The sequence below is a fragment of the Bacillus aquiflavi genome, from assembly GCF_019915265.1.
Classification (GTDB): domain Bacteria; phylum Bacillota; class Bacilli; order Bacillales; family Cytobacillaceae; genus Bacillus_BT; species Bacillus_BT aquiflavi.
On the sequence record NZ_CP082780.1, the window covers coordinates 3,099,870 to 3,115,085 of the forward strand.

Sequence of the window (15,216 nt, forward strand, 5' to 3'; positions counted from 1 at the left end):
AGGTCTATTCAAAAAACTAAGCTCCACTACATAAAGTCTTTAGACCTGTTACAGTAAATAATAAAAATTTGGAAATTAGAGCCTTTATTTTGCAAATTTAGATTCATATTATGGTTCTATGTCCTTAATTAAGTTTAATTATCACTATTTTTTATATAAATTAATTTTTACAATAGACTTTTGGAGTAAAAATATAGCACTAAAGGTCGGATTTTGTCAAAAGTTATTTACGATTAATCACCTATTGTCAAAATGTGTAGATTTACTTACACTTATGCTAAAATTAGATTTTTTTTTATTATTTTCATAAGGGAGTTATATAAATTTTTTAAGGGGGGAAAAAATTGATCCAAGAACAGATTAAAAAAACACGTAGCCAGAGAATAGCCGAAGAAAAAAGACAGGCTGCGAAGGCAAGAAATGTTAAAGTTGCCGGATTAACGCTTGCAGCTGCAATTTCAACCTCAGTATTAACAGGTGGAGTTAAAACTGTAAAAGCATCAGAAAGTGGAGTTTATATTGTTCAAGCAGGAGACACCCTTGACACAATTTCAAAAAAATTCAAAACAACTGTAGAATTACTTAAATCAGAAAATGGTATTACATCAAATCAACTTTACATAGGACAAAAGTTGGAAGTACCAACAGAATACCATAGTGATAATGAAGAACAATACTTTAATGATCATCTTGAAAGCTATAAAGTTTTAAAAGGGGATAATTTATATAGAATTGCACTGAAGTTTAATATTTCCGTAGAACAATTAAAAAAAATAAACGGACTTACTTCTGACCAGCTTAAAGTCGGACAGGTGTTAACGATTCCGGACAATACTTCTAAAGATCAAACACCTAAAGATCAAACGCCTAAAAAGGAGCATAACCAAGCAAAAAAAGGGACTCATACTGTTGCTCCTGGAGATAACTTATATAGAATCGCGCTAAAATATAATGTTACTGTTGAACAACTGAAAAAACAAAATGGACTTACTTCTGACCGACTTTGTGTTGGACAGGTTCTGACTATTACAAGCGAAACAAGTAAAGAACAAACACCTAAAAAAGATCATAACCAAGCAAAAAAAGGAGCCCATACTGTTGCTCCTGGAGATAACTTATATAGAATCGCGCTGAAATATAATGTTACTGTTGAACAACTGAAAAAACAAAATGGACTTACTTCTGATCGACTTAGTGTTGGACAAGTTCTAACGATTCCAAACGAAACAAGTAAAGAACAAACACCAAAAAAAGAAGCCCATACTGTTGCTCCTGGAGATAACCTATATAGAATCGCACTGAAATATAATATTACTGTTGAACAACTGAAAAAACAAAATGGACTTACTTCTGACCGACTTAGTGTTGGACAAGTTCTAACAATCCCAAACAAAACAATCAAAGAACAAACACCTAAAAATGATCATAACCAGTCACAAAAAGGAACCGCTCATATTGTTACTTTTGGGGATAATTTATATAGAATTGCACTAAAGTATAATGTTACTGTAGACCAATTGAAAAAACAAAATGGGCTCACTTCAGATCGAATCAATGTTGGACAAGTTCTAACGATTCCAAACAAAACAACCCAAACACCTAAAAAAGATAACAACCAATCGAAAATAGGAGCTGTTTATACTGTTGCTCCTGGAGACACTCTTTGGGGGATTGCAAAGCGTTTTAATGTTTCAGTTGCGGATATTAAAAAAGCAAATGGATTAAAAAATGACTTTATTTTAATTGGCCAAAAACTAATCATAAGAGACGACATAAAAACTACCACTGGTAAAGTTATTGGTGCGGCTGATAAATTCACAGTAGAATTTAATACGAAAGATCAAATTTTAACTTTAAAGGTTCCTTTTGGCACAGCCCATAAATTTGAAGCTTTAACAGGAAGAAACGTCATACTAACATATAAAAATGATGGTTTAATTTATTTACAATTTTAATAAAACTAGGATTTTTAAAAAGCACCTGAAATAAATGAGGCAAAGAGAAACGATTTGTTTTTCTTCGCCTCATTTTGTCTTATAAGACGCTTTTTAAAAGCAGTTGGCAGAATGGGTCTTCACCGGGTTTTTTAATGCACGATGGGCTTCCATACTCTTTGCGAACAATGATTTTAACTGCTTCAATTTCATCGGTCAAGGCATCAATTTTCTTATTAAGCTGGTTGGCTAGTCATTCTGCTTAAGAGTTAGCTCTCTTCCAATATCCGTGAATTCTAGAACTTCTGCTCTGAGATATCTAGATATCTGGCAAAAGGTTTCTTTAATCTTTTCTCTTAATTTCTCTTTAAACAGACAGTCGATTTTTTTCCATACAAAAGAATACTTCCAACCAACGCCACCCAATAAGTAATTTTTGAGTGTAATATGTCCATTTTTAATAGTGGTCTTCTGATTAATTATAAAAATCGTCCTTTCAAAATGATGGTTTAGTTACTTTCATTTGATTAGATTAGACAATTTTTTTGTTGATCTTTCGAGATAAAAGGATAACAGAAAACCAGCTTCTGCTGACTTTCCGGAAAGCTCTTTTACTTGAGCTATCTGACTGATTGAAAACACTTTGTTAGTCGATATGATAGTAATTTCTTAGTAATTTGTAATATGAATGAGAATATTTCCCGAGAAATTTGTCATTTTAAATGATTAAATGTCCTATAACTACAATTCATGTTTTATATATATACATTTATATCTTGATTTAAAAAATCTACCAACATGCAATTGCACCGTCAGCGCGTGCTTCGGTTCCTCCCATTAAAACACCTGTATTTGAATCCCTTATAATCACTTGTCCCCTGCCGAAGCTTCCTGAATCATATAATATTTGCATTTCATGACCTTTTGCGGCTAACTGCTTTATGAGACTATTTGGAAAAGTATATTCAACAGCAATCTTTTTGTCACCTAGCCATTGCCATCTTGGAGCATCTAGTGCTGCTTGTGGATTTAACTTAAAATCTATTAAATTCATTACAACTTGAACATGTCCTTGAGGCTGCATATATGCTCCCATTACCCCAAATGGACCAACTGCATGATTATCTTTCGTAATAAAACCAGGAATGATCGTATGATATGTTCTTTTCCCAGGAGCAAGGGCATTTTCATGGCCAGGATCTAAGGAAAAGTCACTGCCTCTATTTTGCATTGCAATTCCTGTACCTGGAATAACTATTCCTGAACCGAAACCTTTATAATTGCTTTGAATGAAAGATACCATGTTTCCATCCCCATCTGCCGTTGCTAAATAAACTGTCCCGCCTTTTGGCAATGTTGTCTGCTTAGGAATTTGGGCAGTTGGTTGAATATTATCGTAACAATCTTGTCCATATTTTTCCGATAACAAATCAGCTACTTTCGCTTTCATAATAGCAGGATCAGTAATATAGGCTTTTCCATCTGTAAAAGCCTGTTTCATTGCCTCAAGCTGATAATGAATAGTATTTGCGTCTTCCCTAGGGGTTATTTTACATTGATTTAATATATTTAAAGTCATAAGAGCAACGAGCCCTTGTCCATTCGGCGGTATCTCCCATATTTCATATCCCCTGTACTTTACAGAGATTGGCTCAACCCATTCTGCTTTATAGCGATTTAAATCTTCTAGACATAAAAAACCGCCATATTCTTTTGAAGCAGCAGCAATTTTTTTAGCTAATCTCCCTTTATAAAAACTTTTTCCGTTTGTTTCTGCAATTTCAGTTAATGTTTCAGCATGGTTGTCCGAATTCCACATTTCACCGATATATGGAGGACGGTTTTTTGGTGCAAATATTTTGAACCACTCTTGAAATTCAACGCCCGTTAAATGCTCTTTATAATATTCAAATGCTTGTCTCCAATTATCTCCTAGAACAGGGGATATTGGATATCCATTTCTCGCATAATCTATTGCCGGTTTTAATACATCCTTCAATGGTAATATACCAAAACGGTTATTTAGTTCAACCCAAGCTGAGGGCGCACCGGGAACTGTAATCGGAATCCAACCGTGCGTTGGCATTTTTCTATGCCCCATTTGTTGTACTCTTTGTATTGATATATCTTTAGGAGCTGGCCCGCTGCCATTTAAACCATATAGATGATTATTTGTCCATACAAGAGCAAAAGCATCACCACCAATTCCATTTGAGGTTGGTTCGACAACTGTTAAGCATGCAGCAGTTGCAATCGCAGCATCAATCGCATTACCTCCTTTTTTTAAGATCGTTAAACCTGCCTGAGCTGCAAGTGGCTGCGAGGTAGCAACCATCCCATTACGAGAAATAGTAGTCATACGTTGTGACGGATAAGGATATGTAAGATATGGCATTTTATCTTCTCCTAACTTTTTCATTTTCAAAAAATATTATACCAGAAGATGAAAATAAAAAAAGCAGGATGAGACTATATCTCTTCCTACTTGTGAATCACTTTTGCTAAACTAATTTTTTTAAACGTTAATAGGTTATGATACACTTGAAGTATTATTTTCTTTATTTGAACGAGTTGGATCATCGTTAGTATTATTTTTTTCGTCTTTTTTATCAATATTTTTCTTATTGTCGTTTAAGTTGTTATTTTGTTTCTGATTAGATTTTTTATCTTCCAAATTTCCTTCATTTACAGGTTTTTGATCGTCTTCTGACATTCCTTCATCCGCTGGCTTTTGATCATCTTCCGATTTACCTCCATCTGCAGGCTTCTGATCATCTTCGGATTTTCCTTCGTCTGCAGGCTTCTGTTCATCTTTAGATTTTCCTTCTTTTTCAGAATTTTGTTCTAGTAGAGAACTTAATGGCTTATCAAAATAGTCTAGTGGATTTACAGGAATATTGTCTTTTCGAATTTCAAAATGAACATGGACACCAGCATCTTGATTAAACAAGCTTTGACCGGCCTTTGCAAGAGCTTGTCCTTGCTTTACAAAATCGCCAACCTTAACTTTAATATCTTTTACAGCTTGATATTGTGTTACAATACCTTTATCATGCTCAATGACAATTACGTTTCCAAGTAACGAGTCTTCTTCAACTTTTTTTACATTGCCGCTTAATGCAGCAACAACATCAAAGGTTTCACCTTTTTTCATTGCGATATCAATTCCAGTGTTTTGATGATACTTATTGTTATAAAATACAAGGGCTGCTTCTTGTTCATCTTTCTTAGCTTTTGAATCGTAAAATTGTTTTTTAATCACAGCAGAATCAGGATTCATAACAGGCATAACGAAGTTCTCCATAGATCTGTTGACTTCTAATGCAAGTTCATCTTTATATTTTTTTCCGGTAATATCAGTTGCCTGGGAATCAATGTTGTTAGAATCTGTTGTATTTTTTTCACTGTTTTGATACCAAAAAACCCCTGTTAATATGATTGCTGCACTTGCAATATAGATGGCCGGAAATACCCAACGTCTTCTAAAAAACTTGGAATCTTGAGAAGGTCGTTTCTTTTCTTCCTCTTTCATTTTTTATCACCTCAGCAATCATTTTGAACAGATCACATAAATTATATACATTATTTAAAAATTAATTTTTTTATTTTTTGCATTAATATTTTTTTTATACATTTACAAAACTTTTTAGGTGATTGATTATGTTGCGTACTTACATCTTTGCAGGATTAGCATTTTCTTATATAGTAATCATTTGGATCATGTCCGGACTCCCTCATAACACTATTATTGAGCTTCCTTCAAAAGGATTTGATACATTTTTTAAAGAGTCCCTTCATTTAATTGAATTTGCAATTTTATACTTACTATTGGCAACTTTCTTTTTATCTGCAAGTAAATTTACACCTAAAATAAATATGTTTATAGCGTTAATCTCTAGTTTTTATGGAGTTATTGATGAAATCCATCAATCTTTTGTACCATATAGAACGGCATCGACAATTGACGTTATAAAAGACTGTATTGGAGTCATCGTATGCTGGTATCTTGTGCATCAAGCTGTATTCTATCAACGTTTTCCAATCATCGTTTCCTTTATTGAAAAAATTTTAAACCGTAAGTTCGAATAAAAAATTTCTGAAAGGAAAAATAACCTTGCTCCGATAAGAATATCAAAGCAAGGCTCTTTAACTTCCATTGTACAAGTTCTGAAACAACTCTTATCTATTTTTTGCTGTAAAGTTTGTTAATAAAGGTTCAGATTTACTTACTTCTACACCTTGATAGTAATACTTAACGATGTCTTCATATTTTTTCCCTTCTAACGCCATTCCATTTGCACCATACTGGCTCATACCAACTCCATGACCATAACCTTTCGTTTCGATAATAATTTGGTCGTTTTTTCGTTTCCAAATAAAATCAGCCGATTTTAAATCAAGTTTTTCCCGTACTTCCCTTCCACTTAAGACATTTCCATTTATATTAACGTTTCCCACACGTTTTCCAGGTGTCCGATCCAATATTTTACCAATTTGGTCATCTGCTCCAAGTTTAACACCAAGCAACTTTTCAAAATCCTTAACAGAAAATACTTTTTTATCATAAAATTTCGGCGACTTAGTGTCCCATGGACTTTCAACACTTTTTAAATATGGGAAAGGATTAGACCAGTATGCTTCAGAATTTTCTGTATAGCCGTTGCTCGTAGAAAAAAATTGAGCAGTAATTGGCTCTCCATTATATGTTAATATTTGTCCTTCTGTTGCTTTAACAGCTTCTTTTATTTTTTTTATTTTCCAATCATAATCTTTACCCCATAGCTTTTTCAATTCTCGATCATTTTTAAATACTTGATGTAATTCTGTATCAGTGACTATCGCCCCTTTTGGAAGCCCTATTTTTTCATCTGACATCATTTGCTTAACGATATATGTTCTTGCTGCTAAGGTTTGCGCTTTTAAAGCCTCTAATTCAAACTCTGCAGGCATTTCTGAAGCTACCACACCTGTTACATATGATTCAAGTGAAACCTGCTCTATTTCCTTCTTAGCGCTTCTGTATACTGCAACTTCAATAGATGACTCATCTGATGATGTATTTACGGGTTCTATCTCTTCAAGTATATTGCTGCTAGCTTTACTATCGTTAAATGGAAGAACAAGAACTGTTGGAATTAATAATGTTACAAATACAAGTGATATGATTAGTACGACAATTGGTTTGATTTGCTTCATTTTTTGATGCCTCCAGAAAAAAAGTAAGCATGAACCTTCTCAAAGCTCAGCCTCAATTCATTCATATGAGAAAGGACAAGCTTTTATGATTAGTTTTTAATAGACGACATAAAAATTATGAAGTTTTTTAAAGAAAGGGGTTACATTTTTAATTTTCACTACTGAATGATTAAAATTCACTATAAAATGACTAAATGCCCCTGCCATATTGTGACAAGAGCATTTCTAAGTTTTCTTATATAAATTAGCGATTAAGCATTTAGGTCTGCTATATACGTCTTATTTAGCAAATTCGTTTCCTCTCTATCGGAAATACGTTCAATATCAGCACCAAGTGCAGCTAATTTTTGATGGAAATTCACATATCCACGGTCTAAATGCTTTAGCTCGGTTACACGCGTTACCCCATCAGCAACCAAACCTGATAATATAAGTGCTGCTGCAGCACGAAGATCAGTTGCAGCTACTTCAGCCCCTTGAAGTTTTGATGGACCATTAATAATAACAGAACGTCCTTCAATTTTAATGTCTGCATTCATCCGCCGAAACTCTTCTGCATGCATAAAGCGATTTTCAAACACAGTTTCTGTAATCATACTTGTTCCTTCAGCGCAAAGGAGTAGCGCCATCATTTGCGATTGCATATCAGTCGGGAATCCTGGATGAGGCATTGTTTTTATGTCAACAGCCTTAAGTTTTTCTGGTCCAATTACTCTTATACCATCGGCTTCCTCAGAAATAATTACACCCATTTCTCCCATTTTAGCTATTAAAGATGTGAGGTGCTCCGGAACAGCTCCCTTTACAAGAACATTACCACCGGTAATAGCTGCACCAACCATAAAAGTACCAGCTTCGATTCGATCTGGAATAATGTTGTGTTTTGCACCAAATAAAACATCGACACCTTCAATCTTAATCGTTCCTGTGCCGGCACCTCTTACTCTTGCACCCATTTTATTGAGGAAATTTGCTAAATCTACAATTTCAGGTTCTTTTGCACAGTTTTCGATAATTGTTGTCCCTTTAGCAAGTGTCGCAGCCATCATAATATTCTCAGTTGCTCCAACACTTGGGAAATCTAAATAAATTTTAGCACCTTTTAATCCTTTCGATGCTTCAGCTTCTATAAAGCCGTTTCCTACTTTTACTGATGCGCCCATTGCTTCAAACCCTTTTAAATGCTGATCAATCGGACGAGAACCAATTGCACATCCTCCTGGTAGCGCAACTTGTGCATGCCCGTTGCGTGCTAATAATGACCCCATAACAAGGACAGAGGCACGCATTTTACGAACGTACTCAAAAGGCGCTACATCTTTTAACTCTCCTGATGCATCTACTGTAATTTGATTATTTTCAAATTGTACATTGACATTTAAATTGCGTAATACTTCATTGATTGTGTACACATCGGAGAGAGCTGGCACATCATGAATTACGCTTTTCCCATCACTTGCTAATAAAGTTGCAGCGATAACTGGCAAAACGGCATTTTTAGCTCCTTCTACTTTTACTATACCGTTTAACCTTTGTCCGCCGCGGACGATGATCTTTTCCAAAGGTATTCCCCTCCGCGTCCAATTTCTCTATATTAATATTCAACCGTAATGATTGGTGTGCCAACTACGATGGTAGTTCTTGCGCCCAATCCTTCCGTTCTTAAAGCGAGTTGTAAATTCATTTTATTCGTTTCATTTGAAATGACTTCTCCAAGCAGTGGTGTATAGGCTGAAACGGATACAAAAGAATCCTCACTTAAAGCCTCAATTTCTTCCCCATCTAGGATTGTTAAAAATTTGTTCGCCTTTCTAGACAAAGCCTTCTCAATTCTATCACTGAATTCACCTTTAATACAAGAGAAAATTGTGACATTTCCACGAAAAATGTCATCAATTTTCTTTTTTGCTATTTTTGATACGAAAAGCTCAGCTTCTTTGCTCCACTTATAACCTTTAATTTCATATGTTATATACGTTTCAAACTTGTTTTTATTTGCAGAAGAGCGTAAATGTATTGTTTCATTGTATGGTTGAGAAGATAAATTCAATAATTCCCCTTTTATCTCGTAATGGCGTTCACTTTTCTTAGTTGTCCAATCCCATTCGGGAAATTGTTTCTTTAATTGTTTAAAAAATTGATTGATTTCTTCCTTTGAATTCATTTCTGGGGTGATTTTCCTCGCATGTAAAGACCATTCTTTAATAACTACATCCTCATCCTGTAAAGTCTCTGCAAGGATAGCTAAATCCATTTTATTATTCGCAATCGTTGCTGTATTTTCTAAAAAGAAGAAACTAAATAAAATAATGGAAATCAATAAAGCAGTTAATGAAATTTTGTTCATAGTTTTAACTCCTCCCCTTATTACCATTGTTTCCAAGAAAGGAAGGAGCATACTTGGGAAATCTCGTCACAATCAGACATTAATTTTTGTATAAAAAACATACTAAGTTACATTCTAATGGAAAAAGGAAGAAATATAAACATGTATAAAGACCTATATTTCCTTATTAAGTAAAACAAAATCAAAAGGGATGAGGCGGTCCTTATCTTATAAACAAACGGCTATGTTCATAACTCTGCAGAATTATTGGTTCATTCGCGAAAGACAAAAATCCTAAACGAATGACCTAAAAAACAATACTGTTTAACAAAGCCCACAAAAATAAAAATCACTCTTATAAAATATAGGTCTTTCTACATCATTTTAATTTACAAATAATACAACAATAAAAGAATTTCTCTCGTTTGTAGAACATACTTTTTCTACATGTTATGTTTAAAAATGAACATTGTTAATCAAACATAAAAGGGAGCTGCTGTGACCAAAATAAATAATCAAGAAAAAAGTTACTAACTGCAGAGCCAATTACAATTGACAACAATATGTATAGGACTCTCGCTTTAAAAACATGATTTGCTTTTAATAATCGTTCAAAATTTAATGCTTGCAAAGCCCACCAAGCTAAAGCGATGAAGACAAGATGTATAAATATGCTAATAAGGGCTTGCTGACTAAAATCCGAGATCATTTATAATTAACCTCCTTACATTCAGTCTGAGAACTATTTTATCATAAGAAAAGAAGAAACAAAATCGAGAAACATCTTCTCTTTATTTGTATGTAAAGAGGCTTTCTATCATTCTTTCTTAAAATTCTATGCTAAAAAACGAAAGGGCTGAAGAGCCCTTCGTTTCAATATATTATTAGCTTATACCTCTATAGCTTAAACAAAAAATCAATTGCGATATTTGGTGCTAAACCTAGAATAATCGTAGCCGCTGCACAGATTAAGATTACAACTATCATGACAGGCTGAACTTTCACCTTTGAGTGTTCTTCTGGTGGACGGAAAAACATTTGTGTCATAATACCAAAATAGTAGAAATACGAGATAACCGTTGTCCCAATCATAACAGCCGCAAGAACATACAAGGGTTCACCTGAGAGTGTAGCAATAAAAATCTTAATCTTTCCAATAAAACCTGCCGTTCCTGGAATACCTGCCAAAGATAAGATAAAAACACCCATACTAATGGCAAGTAACGGTGATCGACGATATAATCCTGCAAAATGGCTAATATCTTCTGAATTTGACTTCTCAGTCATCACTTGGATTACAGCAAATGCCCCAATTGTCATAAATGCATAAGCTACCAAGTAAAACCACATGATGTCTATGAACGCTCCTGCAGTAACTGCCACTAACAAATAACCTGCATGTGCAATACTAGAATAAGCAAATAAACGCTTAATATTTCGTTGTCTTAAAGCTACAACATTCCCAATTATCATCGTTGCCCCTGCAAGGAATGCAAGATAATTTTGCACTTCTAAAATGAATGCCCCTTCTTCTGATGGAACGAAAAAAAAAACTGTGTAAAGTACCCTAATGAGAATAACAAAGCCTGCTGTTTTGGAAATTACACCTAAAAAAGACGTAACAGGTGTTGGAGCTCCTTGGTACACATCTGGTGCCCACATATGAAAAGGAGCAGCCGCAATTTTGAATGATAAACCAACAAAAACCATAAAAAATGCAAGGCTAAGTAAATACACATATTGTGATCCAGAATCTAATAAGTAGATTAATTCACTCATTTCTATTAGATTCGTTGTTCCTGTAATTCCATATAAATAACTAAAACCAAATAATGTAATCGCTGTGGAAATACCGCCATTGATGACATATTTCATAGCAGATTCATTCGATAACAAATGCTTTTTGCGAAGACCCGCTAAAATATATGAAGCAATTGACAAAAGCTCCAGTCCTACAAACAATGTAATTAAATCATTGCTTGAAGCCATGATCATTGTACCTAATAAAGCAGCTAGCAATAAATAATAAAATTCGCCTCTGTATTCCTTCATTCCTTCTTTAGGTTCATAACTAATTGCAAAGAGCATAATCAATCCTGTACCAACAAGCAGTAACATTTTAAATACTTTTGCAAATTCATCAAGGTGGAAGGTCTCATCCAAAATTGAAGTCGTTTCATTATCAAGCAACGTAATTAATGAAATGACCGCTAAAACAATACCAATTAATCCAATCCAGCCTAATTTCCTTCGATCAATCTTTTTAGGTAAAAATAAATCGAGTATTGAAAGGAGTGTAGCCACGCCAAGGATGATAAATTCAGGTGCCATTACTCCCCATTCAAATGATAGCAATGTTTCAAGATCCATCCTGCGTCACCCCCCAATCCCTAACATGATAGTCTCAAGTGTTGTTTGCAGCGGTTGACTAAGAACACTTGGATAAACACCAATTAGAATGGTTAAAGCAAGTAAAATAACCACTGGGAAAATCTCGATTGACCGTATATCTGATACTCCTTGAAAATCCCGGTTTGCCTTACCATATGTGATACTAAGTACAGCCCGTAATAAGTAGACAGCTGTCATCACGATTCCAATTACACCAATTGCAGCGATGATAGGCATTTCCTTAAACAGTCCTAAAAACGCCATAAACTCACTTACGAATCCGGACATTCCCGGTAACCCTAGTGAAGCCATTGCACCTGCAAGAAGGAACCCAGACATTAATGGCATACCCTTTGCTAATCCACCAAGATTAGGAAAAAGTGTTGTGTTGACACGTTCATAAAAGACTCCAACTAAGAAAAACAACAATGCTGAAATTAATCCGTGAGAGACAACTTGAAAAATCGCACCTTGAATTCCAGCCTCATTTAATGCAGCTAAACCGATTAAAACAATACCCATGTGAGACACTGATGAGTAAGCGAGTACCATTTTAAAGTCTGTTTGCACAAATGCAAAAAACGCTCCATAAAGCAGATTTACAACTCCTAATATAGCAATTAAAACAGCAAGCGATGTAAACTGCTCTGGGAAAAGTCCTATTCCAAAGCGGATAATACCAAACGCCCCTATTTTTAGCAAAATTCCAGAGTGAATCATAACGATTGCAGGCGGGGCCTGAACGTGTACTCGGAGCATCCAACTATGAAGCGGAAAGATTGGAAGCTTTACTCCAAAAGCAATTAAGAGTGCAATTAGCAAACCTAATTTAAATGAATCTGAAAAATAATCACTTGAACCTAAAATCTCTTTTAATCCTTCAATGTTAGTTGTCCCCGTCTGAGCAAACAATACCATAATAACTATTAATAAAATGGCTGAACCTAGACCATTATATATAAGGAAACTAAATGCTGCTTTTTCTTTCTCGAAATAACCCCATTTTCCAATAAGGAAAAAAGTTGGAATAAGTGTAATTTCGAAAAATAGAAAGAATAATATTAAGTTTTGCGCCGAAAAAACACCGAGCATTCCTACTTCTAATAATAGAAATAGCATAAAGTAACCTTTCCACTCTTTCTTAATATAAATGGCGGCAACGGCGGAAAGAGTAGTAATAATAGCTGTTAAAACAATCATAATTAATGAAAATCCATCAACAGCTAATTCATAATTTATGCTGAATGATTCATCAGATCCTTTAACTCCAAAAAACTGAATCCAAGAAGTACTATACGAAAAATCTGCGAGGTCTGTACCGGCTCGATACTTGAAAAAAGCAAATAAAGATAGGATTAATGCTGGTAAAGTAGCAAAAAATCCAATTAATTTAATTGTAGCTTCTTGAGTTTTTGGTACAAACATTAAAATCAAGATTCCGAGTAGAGGGGAGAAAACTAATACTGATAAAAAATATGGGAAACTCATCTAAAATCCCCTCCAGTCAATGCAAAAACTACTACTAGCACAGCTAGGCCAACAAATGCAACAGTTCCATAAATTTGAACTTGACCATTTTGGATTTTTGATCCTGTTTTTCCAAGCCCGTGTATTGTACCAACAACAACTTTAATGATCCCTTCAACTAAGAACTTATCGATATATTGTAAAAAGAGACTAAAGCCTTTAGTAAACTTCATAATTGTTAATTGATAAAATTCATCAATGTAATACTTATTGTATAAAATATTGTACGATACTGGTGCTCTACTGCTAAGCCAATCTCGCGATAAGGAACCTTTGCCGTACATGAGCCACGCCAGGAAAATACCAAATAAAGAGACAATCGTTACAACGATCATGATCCAAATAGGCCCTTCAATATGACTAGATCCAAATGAGGTTGTTCCTTCTGTTAACCAATTACCTAAAAATGTTCCGAACCATGGTGTATTCACATAGCCCGCAAAAATAGCTAAAATTGCGAGAATGATCATTGGAAATGTCATTACACCTGGTGATTCCTGAACATTTTCCATCTTACTGCGCGCTTCTCCGGTAAACACCATGAAGAATAATCTAAACATGTAAAACGCAGTTAAAAATGCTGCAATAACACCAAGTAAAAATAATACGATGTTACCATTAGCCCAAGCGGCTATTAATATTTCATCTTTACTAAAAAAACCTGAGAAAAGTGGTACCCCGCTAATCGCCAAAGTTCCTATCAAAAATGCTGGTCCGGTTATACGGATTTTTTTCCATAAACCTCCCATCTTTTCGATATCTTGAGTACCAATTGCATGAATGACACTTCCAGCAGCAAGGAATAAAAGTGCTTTAAAAAATGCATGTGTCATTAAATGAAACACACCTGCAACATAACCAGCTGAGCCAAGTGCTAACATCATATAGCCTAGCTGACTAACTGTTGAATAAGCAAGTACCCTCTTAATATCACGCTGGACTAATCCAATACTAGCAGCAAATATAGCAGTAAATGCTCCAACAGTTGCAACTGTAAGCAGTGCTGTTTGACTCGCCGTGAATAGTGGGAATAATGCTGCTACTAAATAAACTCCAGCAGCAACCATCGTAGCTGCGTGAATAAATGCTGAAACTGGTGTCGGACCTTCCATCGCATCAGGAAGCCATGTATGTAATGGGAACTGACCCGATTTCCCCACAGCACCAACAAAGATTAAAATAGCCGTTAACGTAATCATGCCAGCAGATATTGAACCTGCATCAACTGCTTTAAATATTTCATCGTACTCAAAACTTCCAACTTGCCAGAAAAGAAGAATCATGCCAACCAAAAGAGCAACGTCACCAATTCGTGTCATGATAAATGCCTTTTTAGCTGCCTTCTTTGCCTCATCTTTATAAAAATAAAAACCAATTAATAAGAATGAGCCAACACCAACAAGCTCCCAAAACACATAAGTTTGTAACAGATTAGGTGATAGAACTAATCCTAACATTGCAAATGTAAACAAGCCCAAGTAAGCATAGAAAACTGGAAATCGTTCGTCCCCATGCATATATCCCTTCGAATAAATATGAACTAATAAACTAACGAGAGAAACGATAAACAGCATTAATGCATTTAACTGATTAACTTCAAAACCCGCTGTTAATTGAACATCTCCTATTGTTAACCATGTGGCTTCGGATTTGTATGTCGGTGACGAAAGTCGTTCAAACAACACCAACAATGAGTAGACAAAAGAAACGAGTGTAAGTAAAATTCCGACGAAAGCACTTGCCCCTTTTAATCTTTTTCCGAATAGAAGAATAAACAAAAACGATATAAGCGGGAAAAGCGGTATGATCCATGCAGTCTCCATCATTATCACAATCCCCTTT

11 protein-coding genes are annotated in these 15,216 nt (G+C 34.9%); 2 read left to right on the forward strand and 9 right to left on the reverse strand.

The annotated features are described in order from the left end of the window. Positions 1-344 precede the first annotated feature (344 nt). Positions 345-1,955, forward strand: coding sequence for a LysM peptidoglycan-binding domain-containing protein (locus K6959_RS15040; protein WP_223086907.1), 1,611 nt, complete (start codon positions 345-347; stop codon positions 1,953-1,955). A 769-nt stretch (positions 1,956-2,724) separates the two neighbouring features. On the opposite strand, the gene ggt is transcribed toward K6959_RS15040, so the two are convergent. Beyond that, positions 2,725-4,329 carry a gamma-glutamyltransferase gene (ggt, locus tag K6959_RS15045; RefSeq protein WP_223086909.1) on the reverse strand — a complete coding sequence of 535 codons (1,605 nt, stop codon included), beginning with the start codon at positions 4,327-4,329 and terminating at the stop codon, positions 2,725-2,727. Between the two features lie 135 nt (positions 4,330-4,464). Beyond that, the gene (locus K6959_RS15050) at positions 4,465-5,466 is read right to left on the reverse strand and encodes a stage II sporulation protein SpoIIQ (RefSeq protein ID WP_223086910.1); all 1,002 of its coding nucleotides are present in this window, start codon (positions 5,464-5,466) and stop codon (positions 4,465-4,467) included. Positions 5,467-5,597: 131 nt separating this feature from the next. On the opposite strand from K6959_RS15050, the gene K6959_RS15055 reads away from it, so the two are divergent. Further along, on the forward strand, positions 5,598-6,023 hold the full coding sequence (locus tag K6959_RS15055; RefSeq protein ID WP_246234598.1) for a VanZ family protein: 426 nt from the start codon (positions 5,598-5,600) through the stop codon (positions 6,021-6,023). A 90-nt stretch (positions 6,024-6,113) separates the two neighbouring features. Here the strand turns inward: K6959_RS15055 and spoIID are convergent, their stop codons facing one another. The 7 genes from spoIID to nuoL form a co-directional block, all read right to left on the reverse strand. Next, positions 6,114-7,130: a stage II sporulation protein D gene (gene spoIID / locus K6959_RS15060; RefSeq protein ID WP_163241018.1), complete on the reverse strand. Its 1,017-nt coding sequence runs from the start codon at positions 7,128-7,130 to the stop codon at positions 6,114-6,116. Between the two features lie 251 nt (positions 7,131-7,381). After that, positions 7,382-8,692, reverse strand: coding sequence for a UDP-N-acetylglucosamine 1-carboxyvinyltransferase (gene murA, locus K6959_RS15065; protein WP_163241016.1), 1,311 nt, complete (start codon positions 8,690-8,692; stop codon positions 7,382-7,384). Between the two features lie 32 nt (positions 8,693-8,724). Next, complete coding sequence (locus K6959_RS15070) at positions 8,725-9,477, reverse strand: YwmB family TATA-box binding protein (RefSeq protein WP_163241014.1); 753 nt, start codon at positions 9,475-9,477, stop codon at positions 8,725-8,727. A gap of 451 nt (positions 9,478-9,928) precedes the next feature. Next, positions 9,929-10,165: a DUF1146 family protein gene (locus K6959_RS15075; RefSeq protein WP_163241012.1), complete on the reverse strand. Its 237-nt coding sequence runs from the start codon at positions 10,163-10,165 to the stop codon at positions 9,929-9,931. 188 nt (positions 10,166-10,353) lie between these two features. Continuing rightward, on the reverse strand, positions 10,354-11,826 hold the full coding sequence (gene nuoN / locus K6959_RS15080; protein WP_223086912.1) for an NADH-quinone oxidoreductase subunit NuoN: 1,473 nt from the start codon (positions 11,824-11,826) through the stop codon (positions 10,354-10,356). Positions 11,827-11,832: 6 nt separating this feature from the next. Continuing rightward, complete coding sequence (locus K6959_RS15085; RefSeq protein ID WP_223086914.1) at positions 11,833-13,335, reverse strand: complex I subunit 4 family protein; 1,503 nt, start codon at positions 13,333-13,335, stop codon at positions 11,833-11,835. After that, on the reverse strand, positions 13,332-15,200 hold the full coding sequence (gene nuoL, locus K6959_RS15090) for an NADH-quinone oxidoreductase subunit L (RefSeq protein ID WP_223086915.1): 1,869 nt from the start codon (positions 15,198-15,200) through the stop codon (positions 13,332-13,334). The genes K6959_RS15085 and nuoL overlap by 4 nt, the downstream gene beginning before the upstream one ends. Between the last annotated feature and the right edge of the window lie 16 nt (positions 15,201-15,216).